The 21,923-nt window shown below is 34.7% G+C and carries 20 protein-coding genes; 3 read left to right on the top strand and 17 right to left on the bottom strand.

Features of this window, described 5'->3' with window-relative positions; genetic code table 11:
• Window positions 1-104: 104 nt before the first annotated feature.
• Window positions 105-698: a YqgE/AlgH family protein gene (locus A8B35_RS05200; protein ID WP_075602323.1), complete on the top strand. Its 594-nt coding sequence runs from the start codon at window positions 105-107 to the stop codon at window positions 696-698.
• On the opposite strand, the gene A8B35_RS05195 is transcribed toward A8B35_RS05200, so the two are convergent.
• From A8B35_RS05195 to A8B35_RS05175, 5 genes are read right to left on the bottom strand one after another with little or no spacing between them, the layout of a single operon-like run.
• On the bottom strand, window positions 695-1,555 hold the full coding sequence (locus A8B35_RS05195) for an aminotransferase class IV (RefSeq protein ID WP_075602322.1): 861 nt from the start codon (window positions 1,553-1,555) through the stop codon (window positions 695-697). The genes A8B35_RS05200 and A8B35_RS05195 overlap by 4 nt on opposite strands.
• 2 nt (window positions 1,556-1,557) lie before the next feature.
• Window positions 1,558-2,052 carry a D-glycero-alpha-D-manno-heptose-1,7-bisphosphate 7-phosphatase gene (locus tag A8B35_RS05190; RefSeq protein ID WP_075602321.1) on the bottom strand — a complete coding sequence of 165 codons (495 nt, stop codon included), beginning with the start codon at window positions 2,050-2,052 and terminating at the stop codon, window positions 1,558-1,560.
• Window positions 2,052-2,666 (bottom strand): rhomboid family intramembrane serine protease, encoded by a 615-nt coding sequence (locus A8B35_RS05185; RefSeq protein ID WP_075602320.1) that lies wholly within the window; start codon window positions 2,664-2,666, stop codon window positions 2,052-2,054. The genes A8B35_RS05190 and A8B35_RS05185 overlap by 1 nt, the downstream gene beginning before the upstream one ends.
• A 13-nt stretch (window positions 2,667-2,679) precedes the next feature.
• Complete coding sequence (holA, locus tag A8B35_RS05180; protein WP_075602319.1) at window positions 2,680-3,684, bottom strand: DNA polymerase III subunit delta; 1,005 nt, start codon at window positions 3,682-3,684, stop codon at window positions 2,680-2,682.
• Between the two features lie 40 nt (window positions 3,685-3,724).
• On the bottom strand, window positions 3,725-4,501 hold the full coding sequence (locus A8B35_RS05175) for an AMP nucleosidase (protein ID WP_075602318.1): 777 nt from the start codon (window positions 4,499-4,501) through the stop codon (window positions 3,725-3,727).
• A 107-nt stretch (window positions 4,502-4,608) separates the two neighbouring features.
• On the opposite strand from A8B35_RS05175, the gene A8B35_RS05170 reads away from it, so the two are divergent.
• Window positions 4,609-5,052 carry a type I restriction enzyme HsdR N-terminal domain-containing protein gene (locus A8B35_RS05170; protein WP_075602317.1) on the top strand — a complete coding sequence of 148 codons (444 nt, stop codon included), beginning with the start codon at window positions 4,609-4,611 and terminating at the stop codon, window positions 5,050-5,052.
• 1 nt (window position 5,053) lies between these two features.
• Here A8B35_RS05170 and A8B35_RS05165 read toward each other — a convergent pair whose 3' ends face one another.
• The 11 genes from A8B35_RS05165 to A8B35_RS05115 all read right to left on the bottom strand — a co-directional run bounded on the left by A8B35_RS05165 (window position 5,054) and on the right by A8B35_RS05115 (window position 18,240).
• Complete coding sequence (locus A8B35_RS05165) at window positions 5,054-5,578, bottom strand: GNAT family N-acetyltransferase (protein ID WP_083634324.1); 525 nt, start codon at window positions 5,576-5,578, stop codon at window positions 5,054-5,056.
• Window positions 5,578-7,509 (bottom strand): tetratricopeptide repeat protein, encoded by a 1,932-nt coding sequence (locus tag A8B35_RS05160; RefSeq protein ID WP_075602315.1) that lies wholly within the window; start codon window positions 7,507-7,509, stop codon window positions 5,578-5,580. Before A8B35_RS05160 ends, A8B35_RS05165 begins: the two co-directional genes overlap by 1 nt.
• Before the next feature lie 106 nt (window positions 7,510-7,615).
• Window positions 7,616-9,187 (bottom strand): PD40 domain-containing protein, encoded by a 1,572-nt coding sequence (locus tag A8B35_RS05155; RefSeq protein WP_075602314.1) that lies wholly within the window; start codon window positions 9,185-9,187, stop codon window positions 7,616-7,618.
• Between the two features lie 249 nt (window positions 9,188-9,436).
• The gene (locus A8B35_RS05150) at window positions 9,437-10,738 is read right to left on the bottom strand and encodes an MATE family efflux transporter (RefSeq protein WP_075602313.1); all 1,302 of its coding nucleotides are present in this window, start codon (window positions 10,736-10,738) and stop codon (window positions 9,437-9,439) included.
• Window positions 10,739-11,039: 301 nt separating this feature from the next.
• Window positions 11,040-11,639 carry a superoxide dismutase gene (locus A8B35_RS05145; RefSeq protein ID WP_075602312.1) on the bottom strand — a complete coding sequence of 200 codons (600 nt, stop codon included), beginning with the start codon at window positions 11,637-11,639 and terminating at the stop codon, window positions 11,040-11,042.
• Window positions 11,640-12,327: 688 nt separating this feature from the next.
• Window positions 12,328-12,699 carry an endonuclease domain-containing protein gene (locus A8B35_RS05140; RefSeq protein ID WP_075602311.1) on the bottom strand — a complete coding sequence of 124 codons (372 nt, stop codon included), beginning with the start codon at window positions 12,697-12,699 and terminating at the stop codon, window positions 12,328-12,330.
• A 195-nt stretch (window positions 12,700-12,894) separates the two neighbouring features.
• Window positions 12,895-14,757 carry a tetratricopeptide repeat-containing sensor histidine kinase gene (locus A8B35_RS05135; RefSeq protein ID WP_075602310.1) on the bottom strand — a complete coding sequence of 621 codons (1,863 nt, stop codon included), beginning with the start codon at window positions 14,755-14,757 and terminating at the stop codon, window positions 12,895-12,897.
• A 42-nt stretch (window positions 14,758-14,799) separates the two neighbouring features.
• Window positions 14,800-15,156, bottom strand: coding sequence for a hypothetical protein (locus A8B35_RS05130; RefSeq protein WP_075602309.1), 357 nt, complete (start codon window positions 15,154-15,156; stop codon window positions 14,800-14,802).
• 33 nt (window positions 15,157-15,189) lie between these two features.
• Window positions 15,190-15,657: a hypothetical protein gene (locus tag A8B35_RS05125; protein WP_075602308.1), complete on the bottom strand. Its 468-nt coding sequence runs from the start codon at window positions 15,655-15,657 to the stop codon at window positions 15,190-15,192.
• Between the two features lie 339 nt (window positions 15,658-15,996).
• Window positions 15,997-17,748: a tetratricopeptide repeat-containing sensor histidine kinase gene (locus tag A8B35_RS05120; RefSeq protein ID WP_139314816.1), complete on the bottom strand. Its 1,752-nt coding sequence runs from the start codon at window positions 17,746-17,748 to the stop codon at window positions 15,997-15,999.
• A 135-nt stretch (window positions 17,749-17,883) separates the two neighbouring features.
• Complete coding sequence (locus A8B35_RS05115; RefSeq protein ID WP_075602306.1) at window positions 17,884-18,240, bottom strand: hypothetical protein; 357 nt, start codon at window positions 18,238-18,240, stop codon at window positions 17,884-17,886.
• 341 nt (window positions 18,241-18,581) lie between these two features.
• On the opposite strand from A8B35_RS05115, the gene A8B35_RS05110 reads away from it, so the two are divergent.
• Window positions 18,582-20,006: a RapZ C-terminal domain-containing protein gene (locus A8B35_RS05110; protein WP_075602305.1), complete on the top strand. Its 1,425-nt coding sequence runs from the start codon at window positions 18,582-18,584 to the stop codon at window positions 20,004-20,006.
• Window positions 20,007-20,352: 346 nt separating this feature from the next.
• Here A8B35_RS05110 and A8B35_RS05105 read toward each other — a convergent pair whose 3' ends face one another.
• The gene (locus A8B35_RS05105; protein ID WP_075602304.1) at window positions 20,353-21,909 is read right to left on the bottom strand and encodes an AbgT family transporter; all 1,557 of its coding nucleotides are present in this window, start codon (window positions 21,907-21,909) and stop codon (window positions 20,353-20,355) included.
• Window positions 21,910-21,923 lie beyond the last annotated feature (14 nt).

Raw genomic sequence — 21,923 nt, 5'->3', positions numbered from 1 at the left:
TGTTATACTTTATACAATGAGTTGATACTGACATACAAAATAAGGGCCAATATTTTTTTATAACAAGCAAATAATTGTTAATTTAAAACAATAGATTTAACAAAATGAGCAAAAAAAATTTTAACATATTTAAGGTTGACAGACCCAAGATAAAACCTGATAAAGGCACAATCTTGATTGCAGACCCTTTTTTAAAAGGGCCTTATTTTAGTAGGTCTATTGTTTTATTAACCGAATATGGAGCGCATGGTGCTGTAGGTTTTGTACTAAATAAAACAAGTCATATTTTTCCTGATGAAATTATTGATGATTTATTAAGCTTTAAAGGTGAATTATATATCGGAGGCCCAGTTTCATCAGATACTCTGCACTTTATACATAAATTAGGAGACAAAATTCCTGGTGCTTTAAAAATATCAGATACCCTTTATTGGGGAGGTGAATTTGAAGTACTCAAAGAGTTAATAAACAAAGGTAAAGCTGATTCAAGCAATGTAAAATTCTTTGCAGGATACTCAGGATGGGCATCTGGTCAACTTGAGAAAGAAATCAAGGAGAACTCATGGATTCCAACAGAAATGAACGAAGAATTTATTATGGAAAGAGGTGTAGCTAGTATTTGGCGCGATAGCCTTTCGAAGCTTGGCGGTAAATATGAAACTTGGTCAAAGTTCCCAGAAGATCCAAGCAGTAATTAAATAGATTCATAAGTAAACTCATTTAACAATTGCTGTAGTTGTCGAGTCATTTGATTAAAATAACGCTTATCATTATACCCTACTATCCACTGAATACCTTGAATAGCATTGCATAAAAACATCTCTTCAACATTTACAAGTTCCTCCTTTTGCACACCACTTACTTCTATTACATTTGGCCATTTAGAACTTTTGATAATTTGAATAAGTACCTGACGCATTATACCACCTACGCAACCTGCAAAAACAGAAGGCGTATAAAAAACACCATCCTTAATCCAAAATAAATTAGAGCTGATGGCCTCAATAATTTTACCTTCATTATTATAAATAAAACAATCATCAACATTACTATTTACTTTTTCGAAAGAAGCCAATATATAAGGTAATGCATTTCCACTTTTAAAAAATGAGATAGGATTATAACCTTTCTTTACCTCAGTAAAATCTCCCAATAAGAGCCCTTTTTTATTCAGCTCGTAGTTTGTGCTTACAAGCTTACTACATTCAATTACAAAATCAACGCTATTTGTTTCGGGTGTATATAAACCCATGCCTGAACGAAGAACTTCTATTCGAACACGACTGGCACCAAAACACTTATTCTGTTTTAATAAACTAGATATTAAATGCTCTAACTCATGCTGCGGTGGCAAACTAGCTATTTCCATTTTAAGACTCATCAAAGCCTTAATCATCCTTTTGTAGTGCAGGTTAAAATGAAGCGCTTCGTTACCATTACATCGGATGGTTTCGAAGAAAGAATCTCCAAACTTAAAAGCCCTATTGTTAAACCTTATTGGAACCTCATCCTCATGATAAAACCTTTTATTATAACAAACGATGGAAGCATTCATAATTATTGCTTTACTATACTTTCACATATACCAAGAATTGAAGTATTCTTTTCAACTCTATAACTTTGCTTCACTCCTGCTGCTTCACCTGCCTGAATATCTCGTAAAGAATCGCCTATCAAAAAAGATTCAGACAAATCTATATCATATTCTTCTGCAGCCTGTAATAGCATACCTGGCTTTGGTTTTCTGCATTCACAATTAGATACTTCATTGTGATGAGGACAACAATAAATTGCATCAAAATTAGCATTATAAGCTTGCAAAATACCTTGCATCTTTTGATGAATTGCATTCACATCATCAACAGTATAAATACCTTTGGCAACTCCTCCTTGGTTGGTTATTAACACAAGCATAAAACCGGCCTCTTTTAGCAAAGCAAGTGCACTTGGAAGATCAGGGTTTAAAACAAAATCTTCTATTTTATAGATGTAGTAATGTCCTTCATCACTATTTACAACCCCATCTCTATCAATAAAAACTGCTTTTTTCATTATAAAAATGGAAATAATCTATAAATGAAATCGATAAATAACGAGGGCTTGTAAAGAATTGGGAAAATTAATCCAAATACTGCACCCCAGAAATGCGCATCATGGCCAATATTATCCATACCCTTTTGGGCCATAACCCTAGAATAAACCAAGTATCCAACACCGAAAACAATTCCAGGAATAGGTACAATAGCAAATAAGTAGAGCATGCTATAAGGACTAAAAAATATACTTGTAAAAACTACTGCTGAAACAGCACCTGAAGCACCAATAGCATTATAATATGGGTTCTCCTTTTCTTTTACTAGCGAATATAAACTTGAGAAGATTAGTGCTGCAAAAAAAAGAATAAAGAACATTAATAAACCTCTGCCTGGAAAAGCTTGATTAAAATAGTAAATCACGGCTCTACCAAAAGAGTACAATACAAACATATTAATTAGTAAGTGCGACCAACTACCATGTAAAAAACCATGTGAAATTAGTCGAACATATTCCTTATGCTTAATAATTCTATAGGCGTTAAACTGGTATTTTTCAATAAGGTGCGGCTGACTAAATGCGGTAACACTAATGACTACGATAACTGCAATCAATATAAATAATGCGTTCATTATAAGTTCTATTTTAATGTAATATTTTAAAAATCATCTCTTTTAACAAGTCTCCGGTATTGGCAGAAACATTGTTAAAACCTTTACTCTTCATATCGTAATCTCTAAGTATTGAGATGATATCAACAACTTTTCTACCTGAATAATTACGAGCTCCTAATGCATAACCCTGTACAAAAAATGGATTAATAGATAACTCCTTCGCCACATTTGCTTTACCTTTATCCTTTAGGTAATAGTATATCATTAACTTTGAAAAGTAATTAAACAATACTGATATTGTTGCCTGGATAGGATGATCTTTAGGATTGTTGGCAAAAACCTTAATTATTCTATTGGCTTTTAGCACTTCCTTATTAACAATGGCTTTTTGTAATTCAAAACTATTGTAATCCTTACTTAGCCCTATATTCTTTTCTACATCATCAGCTGTTATTTGCTGCACATTGTTACCTAAGGCAACCTTAAGTTTATCAAGTTCCTTTACTATTTTTGATAGATCAGAACCCAGTGAATCCGACAATAATGACGAAGCTTTTAGGTCAATACTTAAGCCATTTTCTTTTAAATAACCTGTTATCCACGGTGCTACCTGATTATCATAAAGCTTTTTAAACTCAAATATACTCTTACTCTTTTTTAAGGTTTTAGATAGCTTCTTTCTACTATCAAAGGTTTTGTATTTATAGTTAACAACTAATATGGTTGAATTCAGTGGATTTTCAGCGTAGTGTACTAATTCTTCAATCTTATCTAAATTCTGCGCTTCCTTTACCACTACCACTTGATATTGCGACATCATTGGGTAGCGTCGAGCAGTAAGAATAACCGTATTAACATCGGTATCTTTACCATACAGAATTGTTTGATTGAAGCCTTTTTCCTCTTCAGTCAAACAATTATCTGTTATATAATTGGTAATTTGATCAATGTAATACGTTTCTTCACCCATTAAGAAATAAATAGGCTTAAACTGCCGATTTTTTAAATCGGCCATTATCTGCTTAAAATCGTTCACGCTTGTAGTTGTTCTCTTTTAGTATAATACAAAAGTACAATTATCCTTCAAAATGTAGGTGTTTCACAGATAAGCCTTCATCAATAATTTCGCGTATTGAATCAATTCCTATTTTAAGATGTTGCTCAACAAACTCTTCTGTTACTTTCTTATCGCTTGAATCCGTTTTTATGCCTGTAGAAATCATGGGCTGATCTGACACTAACAACAAGGCACCCACTGGAATTTCATTTGCAAAACCAACCACAAAAATTGTAGCCGTTTCCATGTCAATTGCCATGGCACGAGTTTCCTCTAGGTATTTTTTAAAATTAGAATCATACTCCCATACCCTTCTATTGGTTGTAAAAACAGTACCCGTATAATAATCTCTTTCGTAACTAACTATAGTTGACGAAACCGCACGCTGTAAATTAAAGGCAGGCAAAGCAGGCACTTCTGCAGGCAAATAATCATTTGATGTACCCTCATTTCTGATAGCCGCAATTGGAATAATTAAATCACCCAGCTGATTCTTCTTTTTTAAACCACCACATTTCCCTAAAAATAGAACAGCCTTTGGTTTGATGGCTCCTAGTAGGTCGATAATAGTAGCAGCATTAGGACTACCCATTCCAAAATTGATTATGGTAATTCCATTGGCACTTGCATTGGGCATATTCGCATCTTCACCAACAATAGGTACATCGTACCATTTGGCAAATAAATCAACATAATGCTGAAAGTTTGTTAGCAATATATGTTGAGTGAAGTCTTCTAATTTCCTACCTGTATATCGAGGCAACCAATTGTCTATGATATCTTTTTTTGTTTTCATGGCTGTATTTTTTAGTTGATTTGACTTTTTATTTGAGGCCCTAATATACCTTATTTCGCAATAACGACTTTAGTAAAAAAGTTATATTTGTATAAAAATTGATACGAATGGATCCACTGAATTTGCCACAATATAATTTCACAATTAAAGAAGTGCTCGGCAAAAAAAAGATATTTGATAAGATAAGGCGCAAGTATGTTGTTCTTACCCCGGAAGAATGGGTTCGGCAGAATTTTGTATCTTTTTTAATAGAACAGTTGAATTACCCTTCATCCTTAATGGCTATTGAAGCCAAAGTTAACATCAATGGACTTTCGCAAAGAGCCGATATAGTAGTTTACAACACCATGCGTAAACCTTTGCTGATAGTTGAATGTAAAGCTCCAAAAGTAAAAATAACGCAAGCTGTATTTGACCAAGCTGCCCGATATAACATTAAACTTAGAACCAAACTACTTGTGGTTACAAATGGTTTGAATCATTATTGCGCTTCTATTGCGGATGATGGCAGGAACTATCAATTTTTAGAGCAAATACCAGCCTACAAATAACTTACTGATTGTTGATCAATTGATACATAAATTCATCCTCGTATTTATTGGCTACTTTGCGCCACTCTTTGCGCGTACCCATTAATGTAAAACCCTTATTTTCAAACAACTTTACAGAGGCTTTATTAGAAGTAATAACAGAACAATATAATTGATGAATGCCAAGGTGTTGAAATGAATATTTGATTAATAGTTCTAACGCCTTACTTGCAACACCTCTATTCTGAAATTTTTTATTAACAATTATCCCCACTCCTGCTCTATTATGAAATGGATCGAAATCAAATAAATCAATGATCCCTGCCACTGCTTTTTGGTCGTTATGATCTATCTCAACAATTAACCTAAGTTCTTTATTTTCATAGATATCATTATTCATTGAAGCAATATACTGCTTCAGCTGAAAACGCGAAAATGGAACTAGGGTCTCAGATGCGACCCATAGTTCCATTTTATTTTCTAATTCATAAAGCGTATTGATATCCTCAGGTTCAACAGCTCTTAAACGTATATTTTGATCTAGCATTATTCTCTCATTTCTTCTATTTGGTAAATATAGCGAACAAATGGATCTTTATAACTAACTATTTTTAATAATTCTGATTTGGCCTTTTTAGCTTCACTATAAGAATTGTATGCACCATATAAATATCTAACATTACCATCTTTACATTTCACAATATCTACTTGAGTCATATCAAGATTATTAAAGTACGTTGTTAAATCAACTTCCTTTTTAAGGGTTAAAAATTGAATCGTATACTTTGCATCTGCACCAGAAATATTACTAGTTCCACTGGTCTTTGTGGCTTCTTTATGAGTTGCAGCATCCCCGACTATAGTATTGCTTTCTTCTGGAGCTTTAAGTGTAACTAATTGAACAGGATCTATATTTACAAGATTCTCTCTATTATGATAGGTCATTTCCCTATTCACTTCAATCTCTTTTGTATAAGTCTCAAATTCATCTCCTGAATAAACAATATCGTAACTCTTGTCAGCCTCTAAAATCATTAGGTAAGTATTATCTTCAGGGTTTACTTTATACTTACCAACAACAGTTTCTTCATTTTTAACCAATATTTTCAACTCCGCCATTGGCAAATCCGCATCATTACTAATTGCTCCTTTTAAAACAGCCATTCTTTCAATCTCTGGCTCTTCGTACTCAACTTGGTAAATATCTATTCCCCCAATGTTAGAATCAAAACGAGACGATGCCATATAGGCTTTATTGGTTGATGCTGTAGGTACGAAAAAAATATCATCATCAGGAGTATTAATCGGGTAACCCATATTTATTGGGTTGGTAAATGTACTATCCGGTAATATTGAAGAGTAAAAAATATCAAAACCTCCCATACTATTATGTCCCTCAGAGCTAAAATATAAAGTTCTACCGCCTGGATGAAGCATTGGTGTTTCTTCATCAAACTCAGTATTAATTTTTGGGCCAAGATTTACAGGCACTCCCCATTCTCCATTAGGTATCTTTCTAACGTAATAAATATCTAAACCTCCATAACCTCCAGGGCGATCACTCGTGAAAAGCAAAATAGATTTATCAGCACTGATAGATGCATGCGTTTCATTAAATCTACTGTTAATTCCTTTAGGCAATTTATATGGCTCACTCCAAGTTTCCCCATCGTAGTTACTCACATATATTAAACTACCATCAATATTACTCCTTAACAAATACATTTCAGAACCATCAGGAGAAATAGATAAAACAGATTCGTGGCTATTTTCATCAAGAATGGAAGTAATAATCTCTGATTCTTTCCACTCTCCATTAATATACTTTGAGTGATAAATCTTCTCAGAAAACTGTCCATTAGGTATTTTCTGAGAATAAGATGATTTCCTTTTGGAGGTAAAAAACAGCTCCGACTCATCAGCACTAACAACAGGCGTATGGTCATCGTATTTTGAGTTTATTACTGCCCCTAAATTGTAAACGTCTAACTCAACAGGATTCTTCATTAACTCAATTCCGTTCTGTGAAGTTTCTATTTCGCGTTTAATAACCTCTTTTAAATCCACAAAATCCTCTGGTATAAAACTTAGAATATTTGAATATGTTTCGATGGCTTTTTCATAATTATAAGTACGCTGATAGGATTTAGCCAAAGACATATTCACATCTATACCAAAGTCGGTATTCCGCATTTCTGGCTTTAGTAGCTCCTCGGCTGCAATAAAATGTATTACTGCAGAATCGGGCCCATGTGCTGTATTAAGGTAACAATGTGCCAATTGATATTGTACATCAATATTTTCAGGATCATTTGCTTCTACTCTTTTTAAAAGAGGAATTGCAGCTTTATAATCACCGTCTTTAATAAAATCAAGACTCTTTTTGTACATTTTATCAAACCCATCATTCTGACCTGAAACGGGTTGTGAAATTTGAAAAAGACATACTAGCGCTAAAAGGGTAGTTAGTAGTTTCATATATTACTTTTTATCTACATTTTTATATTGTAGCTACCTAACTTAATTACATACTTTAGTAGTAATATAATTATTTAAGATGGCCTTATATTAAACTATTCTTTACTTATTTACCAATGGGTTCTAACACAATAGGATCTAAATAAAAAGTAAATCCTTTACTCTTAAAAGCCTTGCCTCCTGGCACTATCACTTGTTTCTCCACAGGTTTAAAACCATCACACTCCACATACATTGTGTACTCCTTATTGGCTGGTAGAATCAAAACATACTTTCCTGTATTCGGATTCACTCTATAGGGTTCTTCCTTTTCTTCATCACTGTTATCCACCAAAATTATATTTGCTTGTTCTGCAGGCTTTTTCTTATCTGTATAAATAAAACCACCCACCGTTGTAAGTGAATTCGTATGCTTATCGGGATACTCAATTAAATAAATATCACTTCCGCCAAAGCCTTCTTTACGCTTTGATGCATAATACACTCTATGCTCATCAGCGGTTGGACAATAAAAAAGATCATCATAAGGAGTGTTTATAGGATAACCAATATTTTCTACTGACACCCACTTGTTGTCATCATCTGAATGCGCTTTAAATATATCGTACCCACCCATACTATTATGACCTTCAGAACTGAAATACAAGGTATGATTGGTATCATCAATAAAAGGACTGCTCTCATCATAAGCTGTATTAATGCGAGGTCCCAAATTTATTGCTTTACCCCAACTACCATCGGGCAACTTAATCGACATATAAATATCCATTCCGCCAAAACCTCCAGGTCGATCGCTTGTATAATAAATTGTATCGCCATTAAATGAAAATGCAGCATGCGTTTCGGCATAAAGAGAATTTATTGGAGCTGGAAATTTAATTGGCTCTTGCCACTTTCTATTTTTGTAATTGCTATAATATAAATCGCCAACTCCTCCATTGCTCCTATACAATACCAGCGTTTTACCATCTGATGCTAAACTAACTGTGGCCGTATTACTTTTATCATTTAAATAAATAGGTTCTGGTTTTTTCCATTTACGATCTCTCCAAACCGTTGAATAAATCCTCTCATCATCATTAATACCCAAAGAATCAGACTTTCGAGAAGTAAAAAGCAGCAAGTTTTCATCGTAACTAATAACTGGGCTATGCTCATCAAGGGCTGTATTAATATTTGAGCCCATGTTTGTGATCTTAAAGTATAAAGTATCCTTAGTTAACTCTATCGCATTATTACAATATGAAATCCCTCTATTAATTTTAGAAATGGCCTCTAACTCTTTTTCGGAAATCCTTGATAGTAGAGATTTATATTCGTCAATGCTTTTATTAAAAGACTCTCCAAGGTGATAACACTGTGCTAAGTAATACGAGGCTATTAATGACTGTTCATCAGTACTATCAATTGATAAATAATACCCTGCTGCAGATTCTAACAGTTTTATTGCAAGCGGTATTTTTGCTTCTGCAAACAAAAAACACTCTCCAGCCTTTAATTCCAGATAAATATCATCAGGGTAAGCACTTAATAAACCCTCGTATATAGCCATTGCCTCGCTATAGTTTTCGGTGGCTACTAAATTGCTTGCCTGCTGAACTTGCTTTCTGTATGTTTTTTGTTGTGCATTTACGCCTATGGTAATAAGCATACACACAACCAAGATAAAGTGCTTCATTTCACGCTATATAATAAAATCAGTATTTGTTAAAAGTAAACAATTGACCTTATAATAATAAGGTATTAAGTTAGTTATTTGTTAATGAGCACGATTACTTTGATGAATGTCTTTTTTTAAGGGATAGTAATTGCTGAAGTATTTACTCAACAAAGCTTAGTGCATTATTATTGACAAATACAGCACTTCAGATGTAGAGCTTATAAAGTGATAACCGAGAATAATGGCTTTAGAGCATAAGGTATTGGACTAAGATAACTTAACATAAACAGCCCTCTTTGCCAATATAGTCTGACTGATGCTACGAGCCAACATAAACAAATTCATCGATAGCCAAATAGCCTGAGTTCCAATATGCCCTCGCAAGAGATAAAAAGGAATAAAGAAGAATATTACAGATGATATTAACATTGAATTTCGCATGGCACGTGACGAAGTGCAACCGATATAAATACCATCCCAAATAAAGGAAGCAAAACTAGCTATGGGTATAAACACAAGCCATATTAAATATTTTGAAGCCTCATCTAATACCGTTTCCTGATTGGTAAAGATTTGCAATAACTCCCTGCCAAACACCCAATATATTAGGGTGAAAAACAAAGCAAATCCTCCACCCCAAATAAACAACTTAAATACCGATTCCTTTAGCTTGAGTTTGTTTTTAGCACCAAAATAATGACCTACGATAGCCTCTGCGGCATAGGCAAAACCATCTAAGAAATAAGAAAACAAAAAGAAGAATTGCAATAAAGCACTATTGGCCGCCAACTGAATATTACCAAAACCAGCTGACTGACTAGTAAAAAACGTAAATACAGCAATTACACATATGGTTCTGATAAAAATATCGTTGCTTACGTTTAAAAATTCTTTCAATTCGTTTAAACGCAATATCTCTTTAACTTTAAAATAATGGAGTACATGCTTATACTTCTTTAAAAATAGAAACACCGACAACAGCAAGCCACTATACTGAGCTATTACCGAGCCCATGGCAACACCCCTTTCTTCAAAACCACCCAACTTTACCAATAAAAAACTACTGCCTATATTAATCACATTAATGATAATGGATATGAGCATTGGATAAATTGAATTTTGCATTCCAATAAACCACCCATTGATAACCATTAGAGCAATGGCGGCAGGAGCAGCCCAAATACGAACATAAAAGTAATTAGATGCAAGCTCTTTTACTTCAGGCGATCCATCGAGAAGCCAGAAACTGAAATTACCGATGTATTTTTGAAAAATCAGAAGAAATAGACCTCCACTAAGGGCAATAAACAAACCTCGAAAAAGAACCATGGCCATTTCGTTTTTGTTCTTTCTTCCGTTTGCTTGGGCAGAGATACCACTGATACTCATACGCAAGAAAGCAAAGCCCCAATACACAAAGTTAAATATAACACCTCCAAGAGCTATTGCTCCCATATATACATCAGAATCTAAGTATCCCATCAAATGTAAATCAACCATACCCAACAGTGGAACTGTAAGGTTAGATAGAATATTAGGGATGGCTAGTTTTAGTATTTTCTTATGCATATGTTCTGAAGCTATTGGTGTTTATTCCCAATTTGGGTGCAAATATAAATATTATATCTATTGGTAATTCATCAATAGTTCTTTAGTTTTTAGTAAGTAAGCATTAGTAAATGCTATTAGCGGATATTGCAGATAAAAATTTATCAATGACTCTATGTATACCTGAGTCTTATAAACAAAAAAATGGGGCTTCGAATCATTATTCGAAAGCCCCACATTACCCAGACAAAATAAACAAACTAACCTATTAATTCTATGAACAACATTGAGCAATAGGTAATGCTCAACATATCTTTATATTTTACTTTAATCTTTTTGCAACCTCATCCCAATTAATAATATTCCAAAATGCTGAAATATAATCTGGACGTAAATTTTGGTATTTTAAATAATACGCGTGCTCCCAAACATCTAAAGCCAAAACAGGAGTACCTTTCACTTCTGCTATATCCATTAGTGGATTGTCTTGATTTGCTGTTGATGTAATGGCTAAACTACCATCCTCCTTTTGCACTAACCAAGCCCAACCTGATCCGAAACGTGTAGCTGCTGCTTTCGAGAATTCATCTTTAAAAGCATCGAAAGAACCAAAGCTCTTTTCAATAGCTGCTAAAACATCTCCTGTTGGAAGACCGCCTCCGTTTGGACTAAGTACTTTCCAAAATAACTCGTGGTTATAAAAGCCACCTCCGTTATTACGAACAGCTGCTGATTGAGACGAAATTGAAGCTAAAATATCTTCAACTGATTTACCTTCTAAATCTGTACCTGCAATAGCAGCATTTAAATTATTTGTATATCCTGCATGATGCTTGCTGTGGTGGATTTCCATTGTGCGTGCATCAAAGTGTGGTTCTAAAGCATCGTATGCGTAATCTAATTTTGGTAATTCGAATGCCATAATTAAGTTGTATTTGTTTAGTTATATTTTTGTAGAGGTATTTAAGACCTCTATATCTTTATTAAATTTCATAGGTTAAACAGGATGTATTATAAAAGGTTCAAAAAGGATTAAAAAAAAATACAATATTTTTCAACCATGCTCCAAACACCCCTATAAATAAGGCCATTACAGCTTACCTATTTTACATATTTCTTCCCCCTTAAAAAAAAGGGGGTTGGCTTGAAAAAGGTTTTATAGCATTACAGAGTTAGGGGGATTTTGGTTATTGTAGAGCCAATCCTCCTTAAATATTAATACACGAGAACTTGAAGACATCCCCTTCGCCAAGGTTGAAAAGTGTTATATATTGAGATTTCATTCCCCCTTAGAAAAAGGGGGTTGGCTTGAAAAAGGTTTTATAGCATTGCAGGCTTTGGGGAATTTTGGATATTGTAGAGTCAATCCCCCTAAATTATTAATACACGAAGACTTTGAAGACAACCCCCTTCGCCAAGGGGGAAAAGTGTTATATATTAAGAATTCATTCCCCTTTAGAAAAAGGGGGTTGGCTTGAAAAAGGTTTTATGGCATTGCAGGGTTTGGGGGATTTTTGATCTCATAAAGTCAATCCCCCTAAAATATTAAACTATGAGAACTTGAAGACAACCCCCTTCGCGAAGGGGGAAAAGAGGAACAGTCATTAATACTACAAACCTAAGTTCTGCTTCTGATCTAAAACTACCGACTCAATAAGCCTTAATACATTTGGGAAATCAGTTTTAATATCGTATTCCTGAATTCTTAATACTACATACCCCAAATCATTTAGCAAATTATCCCTAGCAAGATCTTCCTCTATCTTAAATTGATGAGAGTAACCATCTACCTCGATAATTAACTTCAGTTTTCTACTTATAAAATCCACGATATAGTTTTGTATACAAAATTGTCGGTTAAACTGGTAACCGTACATCTGTTTTGCTCGAAGTGCATTCTTCCAAAGAATAATCTCACCTGGTGTTGAATCATTCCTAAGGTCTCTGGCAAAGAGTTTAAGTTGTTTTTTACTTAGGGTCATGTTTATAAATTTAGCAATAGCAATTATATATCGCAAAGAATATAACTTTCATTCCCCCTTAGAAAAAGGGGGCTGGCTTGAAAAGGATTTTATCGCATTACAGGCTTTGGGGGATTTTGGATATTTAGAGTCAATCCCCCTAAATTATTAATACACGAAGACTTTGAAGATAACCCCCTTCGCCAAGGGGGAAAATTAGGAAAGAATAGTATTCTTAAATTTTAAGATAAAGGTAGTGCCTTTACCTATGATGCTTTCAACATCTATTTCGGCACCATGAGACTCTATAAAGCTACATACCAATTGAAGGCCTAAACCTAAACCTTTTTCGTTGTTTGTGCCGTAGGTACTTGCAATATCACCTGAGCATAGGCGCTTTTTAAAATCGGCTACTTCTAAACCAATACCTGTATCAGCTACTTTAACAATAATATGGTCTTTTTCGCGATAGGCACTTACGGTTATAAAACCGCCAACTTTGGTAAACTTTAGGGAGTTACTAATAAGGTTACGCATAGTCATTGCAAAAAATGGCTTATCTACGTGCAAGTCTAGGTCGCTGGCTATATTCGATTGTATTTGTATGTCTTTAGAGTTGGCAATGGGTTGTATGTGAATCAATTCTTCTTGAAACACTTGCAGAATAGGCACATTAACCTTGTTTATCTTTATGTTTTTCATTTGAATAACCCCCCACTGCAATAGGTTATCTAACAATTGCACTACACTTGCCGAAGAACGCTCTAACTCTTTGGCTAATTCGGGTATTTGCTCATAATCGTTGGTCTCCAAATAATAGTTGAGTACTTCTGAATAACTGTTAAAGGTTGCTATGGGACTACGTAAATCGTGGGAGAGTATGGAGAAAAACTTATTTTTTGTATCGTTGGCAATCTCTAGTTCTTTATGCTGCTTAGCTAAAATAATGGCATCGTGCTTACGTAATCTGCGGTTACGGTACAAATGCGCCACATGTGCTAATAACAAAAACAAAACAACAAATAATGAAATACCAATTATAGTGTAACGCTCTTTTTGATTTACCAAGTCATCTACTTCTTTCTGTTTTTGAGCAACTTCGTATTTGGTGCGGAGATTTGCAATTTTACGCACCGTTTCTTCATTATTAATACTATCGCGGTAAGCTACATATTCACAATGTTTTTGGTAAGCTTTATCGTATTGTTTTTGTGCATTGTAAATATTAGCTAGGGTCAAACTAGCATCTCGCATTTGTTCTTTTAGACCATGTTCTTTAGCCAAAAGGAAACTACTAATAACAGCGTTAATAGCATCTGAGTAATGTTTCTCTTCTAAATAAATTCTTGCCAACCCTTCTTTATAAGATGAGATAGCATAATTATCCTTATAAGGCTCTAAAAGCTTCACCCCTTCATCAAGATATTTTTTTGCACTATCCAACTCTATTAAGTCAATAAATGCCAATCCCATATTTCCTTTTGCGTATGCAACGCCCTGACTATATTTAGCTTTTTGGAATAATTTGCTTGCTCTCTTATTAAAATATATGGCAGAATCTGGCTCATCCCAATCTCTTTTACATTCTCCTAAATTGAGGTTTACAGCAGCACATCTAAGAGAGTCGTTAATATACTTAAATGCATTTAAGGCCTTTTTATACCATTCTTCTGCTTTCCTCTTTTCTTTACTTTGGTAATATATATTACCAGTTTCAAGATAAGATGCAGCTATTCCTTTTGAATCGTTGAGTTTATCATATATAAATAGACCTTCTTGTGCACAATCCATTGCCTTAAAAAAATCTCCTCGCACTCTATGCGTTAAGGCCTTTAAAAGCATAGCCCTAGCCACTCTTTCCTTGTCATCTAACTTAACCGCAATAATTAAAGCTGAATCCGCATACAAATATCTTTGGCTAGGGTTTTCTATTTTGTAAAAGGTGTCATAATATGTTCTATACTTGATTAATAATTCAGAAACAGAATATAACTCTTTAGTATTGGCAAAACTAAATTCACCAATTCCTCCGCAGAAAAGGAGTGTTAACCCGAAATATATCTTTAAAAGTAACTTCACAAGTAAACTATAGGAGAGACCAAATCTCTCCTTTCAAAATTATTAATCTTTAGGTGGCACACTTATAACTGGATCAATACTTACCTTTGACCCATCCTTATATTCGAAGTCAATATTATATGCTTCATCTCCCTCAACATCCTTATCAATAACCCCTTTCCATTTCTTATCAGTCACTTTATGCGGTTTTACACTAAAGACTTCTTCGCTATCTTCCTTCTTATAAATATTTAGAATCTTATTAATATTACTATCCTTAGCTAATTTCCATTTAACCTTTTGACCACGACCTCCTACTGATCTAAGATCATCTACTCCTATATTACCTTCATTATCACTCAACCAAAGGTCTATTTTTCCGTCCTTTTCTACGGCTTTCAAAAGAATTTTCAATGACATAAATTAAATTTTAAATTGTTTACACTTATTGTTTTAGTCTTTCGGAGGAATCTCAATAATAGGATCAATGATAACTATACTCCCATCCTCATATTCAAAATCGATATTGTACTCAATGCTGTTAGCTGCCCAGGGGGCTACTTTAGCTTCCCAAATACCATGCGATACACGGTAAGGTTGCACCTCAAAAATATCAGCACTATGCTCCTTTTTATAAATATTGAGTATTTTATTTATTTTGCTATCCTCGGCCAACTCCCATCTGATAATAAAGTTGGGTTCTGCTTTAGTTTCAATCATTGGAGTACCCGTGTTACCTTGTGTATCCCAAAGATCAAGGGTAATTTCTGTGCCTGTATCTACAGCACGCATGCTAATGGTAACATCTGCTGTTGGTGTTTCTTCTAAATCCTCATTGCTATGAGTTTCTTTTAAATCTTCTTTGCTACAGGATATACATATTAGTATTGCTATAGCGCTTAATAATAGGTTCCGTTTCATATGGTTTTAGGTTTTAATTATTAAAAACGAGGCTAAAAATAGTAATTTTATGTTTACAGAAAACCTATTGTTAAAAAAAACACACTGCAGTCTGAATATTTAACATTGAGCCTATGTAGTAAATACATGCAACTATGCCCATATAACGGGCTGCACAGGAGTTATAGCTCCGTTATTATACAGTAAATAAATTACAAATTTTTACGCGCTACAGAATAGACTACAAACACCCTTCTTTATATAACTACAAAACAGAATACAATTAAAATTGAACAGCTAGGCTTACTATAAACAAATGACTGGTTGTATATCTTTTTATTACAACTAGGGAACCTACCTTTAAACCATAGGCAAATGCAAAATAAACGTAGCACCTTTTCCTAACTTACTTTCCACATCAATGCTACCATTATGCGAATTAATAAAGCTACAAACCAATTGCATCCCTAAACCAAGTCCTTTTTCGTTATTGGTGCCGTAGGTACTTAAAATTTCACCGCTTTTAAGACGCAATTTAAAAGCATCCTCATCTAAACCAACACCAGAATCGGCCACCTTAATAATAACACTATTGTTTTCGCGGTAAGTACTCACACAAACAAAGCCTCCCTTTGGGGTAAATTTAATGGCATTGCTAATAAGGTTTCGAAGCGTCATGGCAAAATAGGCCTTATCTACAAAAAGTTCAATATCGGTGGCTATATTGAATTGTATCTGAATATCTTTTGCCAAAGCAATGGAGTTCAGGTGATGCAATTCTTCTTTAAAAACTTGTATAACCTTAATTTGCTGTCGTTCTATTTTTATGTTTTGCATTTGAACCATACCCCACTGTAGTAGGTTATCAAGCAAATGCATAACACTGCTCGATGAACGCTCTAGTTCTTGCACCAATTTGGGTAATTGTTCAATTTCATTGGTATTAATATAATAATTAAGTAATTCGGCATAGCTATTAAAGGTAGCAATGGGGCTGCGTAAATCGTGCGAGAGTATTGAGAAGAACTTATTTTTGGTATCGTTTGATTTTAATAAGGCATTACGTTGCTCCTCAAGTAATAATTTATCGCGATTACGCTGCTTACGATTTTTGTATAAAAGAAATATATGTATGCCTAATAAAACAAGTATTATAAGTAACGCCACAAGCAACAATTGGTGCTTGCTCTTTTTATTTTGTAAATCATCTACTTCTTTCTGTTTTTGTGCCACCTCGTATTTAGTACGTAAGTTGGCAATTTCGCGTATGGTATCTTCGTTTACTAGGCTATCGCGATAAATTACATAGTTATTATGATGATGGTAAGCTTCTTTATAGTTTTGGGTGCTACTATATATACTCGATAAACACAAACTGGCATCGCGTATTTGTTCTTTTAATCCGTACTCGTTAGCCAAGCGTAAACTCCTCTGAGCCAATTGTTCTGCTTTTTCCAAATCACCATCGGCAATGACTAAGCGTGCTAAGCCTTCTAAGTAGGCAGACACCGCGTAATTATCTCCCGTAGGTTCTAATATTGCAATGGCTTTGTGTAAATTAACTTTGGCACTATCTGGTTTATTGAGGTCTATGTAAACTAGACCAATATTTCCTTTGGTGTAGGCTGTTGATGATATATTATTCAGTTGAGTAAATAAACTATCTGCTTTTTGTAGTTTAGAAAGTGCTTTATTCGGTTTTCCCCATTCTCGATATAACTCACCGAGATTACATATTGCGGCCGCACATCTCAAAGAATCAAGCTCCAAAAGTTCATCAATGGCGACTAAATAAGTTTCTTCCGATTTAGCGAAACCGTTAATCTTTTGATAAACTCCAGCCTTACGAAATAAGCAATCAGCCACACCCTCCCTAAATCCAACTATTTCGTGTTTAACTTGTGCTTTATCTAAAGCTAATAATGCGTTTATATTATTCCCAGCTAATTGATATCCTCGGCTCAACAACACTAAGGCAGATCCCTCCAGCACATGATCTCCGTAGTGCTGTGCCAATAAATGAGCTTTATTGGCATATGAAATTTTAATTGCTACTTCATTTGAATAAAAAGATATTTCTTTATATCGAGAATATAACAATTTCCAAGACACTTGGCCTGAGTCTTTATTACAAAAATAAATTAAACTATCAATATTTGCATTAACAGAAAAAAAATGAAATACTATCAAAGAGAATATCCATATTTTTATAAATCTAACCACAATAGTATTTCATTTGTTAAAATACTATCCTGCAGGTGGAACATCAACCAATGGATCCACATGAACAGGCGTTCCATCCTCATAGACAAAATCAATATTGTAAGATTCTACACCTACAGCATCATCAGCAACCGTAGCGGTCCATTCGGTACTACTCTTGGCTGCAGGTCCCTCACTAAAAACAGATTTACTGCCTTCTTTTTTAGAAATACCTGTGATTTCTTTTATGGAACTTTCATTAGCTAGTTTCCATACAATTTGATCGCCATCTTTAGCTTTAGTTGTTAAGTTATTTTTACCCATATCGCCCTCATTGTCGGCTAGGTAAAGATTAATTGTGCCGTCTTCTTTAACAGCCTTCATAAAAATATTAATGATCATAATTTTATATAATTATTTTAGGTTATTTATAATAAACCCTAACGTTTGCATATAGTTTTTCCATTTACACTAAGTGCCAATTAATTTACGCTAATTACATTAATTACCATATAAACAACTATACACTAATGCATACTAGACAATCTGCTAATCAAACTCACAGAAATAATAAGTGAGTATAAAAAATGCGCCAAAATGTGGAACCAAGTTTATTTTCACCGCAACTATATAAAGTAGCGCTAGAAAACAGTACCTACAATATCAAATAGTGCAAGCTTTTTTTGCGGATCTATATACTAGATTCTATCTTCGCTTTTTTAAGCGGAATAAAAAACAAGTATATGCAATTAGATAAGCAACACCTCCTAATGGAACTATTTACCAAATGGTCGGGGCAAGAAGTGGAAAGTATTAGCACCCAACCACCATCGGGTTCGTACCGCGAGTACATCCGCATAAGCGGAAGTAGCAAAAGTGCTTTGGGCGTTTACAATGCCGATACCAAAGAGAATGATGCTTATCTGGGTTTTACCGATCACTTTATAGAACAAGGCTTGCGCGTGCCCAAGGTTTATACGCGTATGAATGCTGAAAACATCTATTTAATAGAGGATTTAGGCACCATTACCCTTTTCGATTATCTGCAAAAAACACGTATTGAAGAGGTTTTTCCTGATGAGTTGATTGAGGTATATCAAAAAACGGTTCGCGAGTTGGTGCAATTTCAACTGAAGGGTGGCAAGGGCTTAAATTACGATTTATGCTACCCCCGTAAGGCTTTTGATAGACAATCGATGCACTGGGATTTATCCTATTTTAAATATTACTTTTTAAAGCTTGCGCAGATATCTTTTGATGAACAAAAGCTTGAGGACGATTTTAATACGCTGATGGATTACCTATTATCAGCAGAACAAAATTTCTTTTTGTATCGCGATTTCCAAAGCAGAAACATTATGCTTAAGGATGGCGAACCTTGGTTTATCGATTTCCAAGGCGGACGCAAAGGTGCACTGCAATACGATTTAGCCTCGCTACTTTACGATGGCAAAGCCGATTTACCCAACGATGTGCGTGAGGGATTACTTCAAACTTATCTTACCGAACTAAAAAAATACCACAAGGTTGATGAAACTGAGTTTAGCCACTTGTTTTATGCGCATGTATACATTCGTATTATGCAAGCAATGGGTGCCTATGGTTTTAGAGGTTTTTACGAGAAAAAAGAGCATTTTTTAAAGAGTATACCGTATGCATTAAAAAACATCACTAAACTATTACAAAACAACCCGCTTCCATTAGAAATACCTGAGCTTACAAAAGTGTTACGCTCACTAACGCAAAACGAAAAACTAAAGCAAATTAATTCCCTAACGGTAACTATCAATAGTTTCTCGTATAAAAGAGGTATTCCGTTTGATATGAGCGGTAATGGCGGAGGTTTTGTTTTTGATTGTAGAGCCATCCATAACCCTGGTAGATATGAAGCTTATAAACAAATTACGGGTAAAGATCAGCCTGTAATAGACTTCTTTGAAAAAGAACCCGAAATGCACGAATTTTTAGATGGCGTGTATAACATGGTATCTAAATCGGTTGAAAAATATATTTCGCGTGGTTTTAAACATTTAATGGTCAATTTTGGTTGTACAGGTGGACAGCATCGCTCGGTATATTCTGCCGAAAATTTAGCAAAATACCTTAAGGAGAAATATGCTGTGAGTATTAAATTAAAACACGTTGAACAAGAAATTAAGAAGGGGTAACTTTAAGTTTACAAGTTTTCAGGCAGAAGAGAGATGTGAAACTTTAAATGAATGCCTATTGATTGATAAGTTATGGGTAATAAGAAGTGCAAAGAAAAGGGCTTGAAGAAAAAATGTGAGGAGCTTCCGAAACCAAAGAAATACATGTGCAAAAAATGCGATGCTACTTCAAATAAAGAGGGAAGGTTGTGTAAACCTAAAAAGAATAAGTTAAACGATTAGATTTTTAGACTTTAGATAATAGACTATTACAAAACACTAAAAAGGCTGTATGATAAGTATAATACACTTACCATACAGCCTCTTTTTTTTATTATTGAGAGAACATTCTATAACTCTATAAAAACTATCCTCCGTAATGCAAAGGTGCTCCTGGGCCAATTGGTAAGCCTAAAACCATCCAAATGGCTAGCATAATACTCCATCCTATAAAGAACACAATTGAATAAGGGAGCATAATGGAAATAACGGTTCCGATACCTGCTTTTTTATCGTACTGATTAATAAATGCAACAATTAGGGCAAAGTAACTCAGCATTGGGGATATAATATTGGTTACCGAATCGCCAATACGATATACCAATTGTGTAAACTCAGGTGAGTAACCCAATATCATAAACATAGGAATAAACACAGGCGCCATTATGGCCCATTTAGCCGAAGCAGATCCCATGATGATGTTAATTAAGGCGGCTATTAATATAAAGCCTATCATAAGTGGTATGCCGGTTAGTTTAATGCTTTGTAAAAACTCGGCTCCCGATATGGCTGAAATCAAACCAATATTTGTCCACTTAAAATATTCTACAAACTGAGCTGCAAAGAACACCAAAACAATATACGAGCCAAGGGTTTCCATTGATTTACCCATGCCCTTCATTACATCCGCATCGCTTTTAATGGTTTTGGCTCCTACTCCATAAGCAATACCCGCAACAGCAGCCACAACAAATATTATAGTTACAATACCTTTTAGGAAGGGCGATTTTAAAATACTGCCTGTTCCTGCTTCTCTTAAAAACCCACTAAAAGCAATAAAACTATCCTCAGGTAATAATCCCCATACCATTACAAGCACCATAATCAGCGTGGCAATGGTAGCATAAAAAAGTCCTTTCTTTTCTGCGGCATTTAGCGGATGAATATCTTCAGCTTCGGCATCACCGGTATACAATCCTAGCTTAGGAATTACAATTTTTTCAGTGACTAAAGTCCCTAATCCCGAAATTAAGAAGGTAGATACAAACATAAAGTAGTAGTTACTAGCCGCACTAACCGTATAAGTTTCATTCATAATTTGTGCTGCTTCTTGCGAAAGCCCAGCCAAGAGTGGATCAACAGTACCCAAAAGTAAGTTGGCACTATATCCTCCAGATACCCCAGCAAAAGCCGCTGCCAATCCTGCTAAAGGATGGCGCCCAGCAGCTAAAAATATTACTGCAGCCAAAGGCACTAATAACACATAACCTACTTCGCTAGCTGTATTTGAAATAACCCCTGCAAAAACAACCACAAAGGTTAATATTTTAGCAGGCGATTTCAATACTACCAAGCGTAACATGGTTCCTATAAGGCCCGAGCTTTCAGCTATACCAATACCTAATAAGGCCACCAATACGGTACCCAGAGGTGCAAAACCTGTAAAATTAGTTACTGTTCTAGTTAATATTAAATCTAAACCTTCCTTAGAAAGCAAGTTCACCACCTTTATGGTTTCTTTCGTACCCGGATGGATTACCTGCGGATCGAACAAACTCATTACAAAGCTAAGTACTAAAATAGTAGCCGATAAAATGGCAAATAAGGTTGCAGGATGTGGTAAAGCATTTCCTGCTCGCTCAACTATATTTAAGAATTTATTAATCATTCCGCCATTTTCGGCCTTGGTTTCTTTTACAGACATATGTTGTGTTTTTC

Origin of the sequence: Saccharicrinis aurantiacus (genome assembly GCF_001660705.2) — a bacterium.
Classification (GTDB): domain Bacteria; phylum Bacteroidota; class Bacteroidia; order Bacteroidales; family Marinilabiliaceae; genus Saccharicrinis; species Saccharicrinis aurantiacus.
This window is presented reverse-complemented; position numbering and strand designations above follow the sequence as displayed.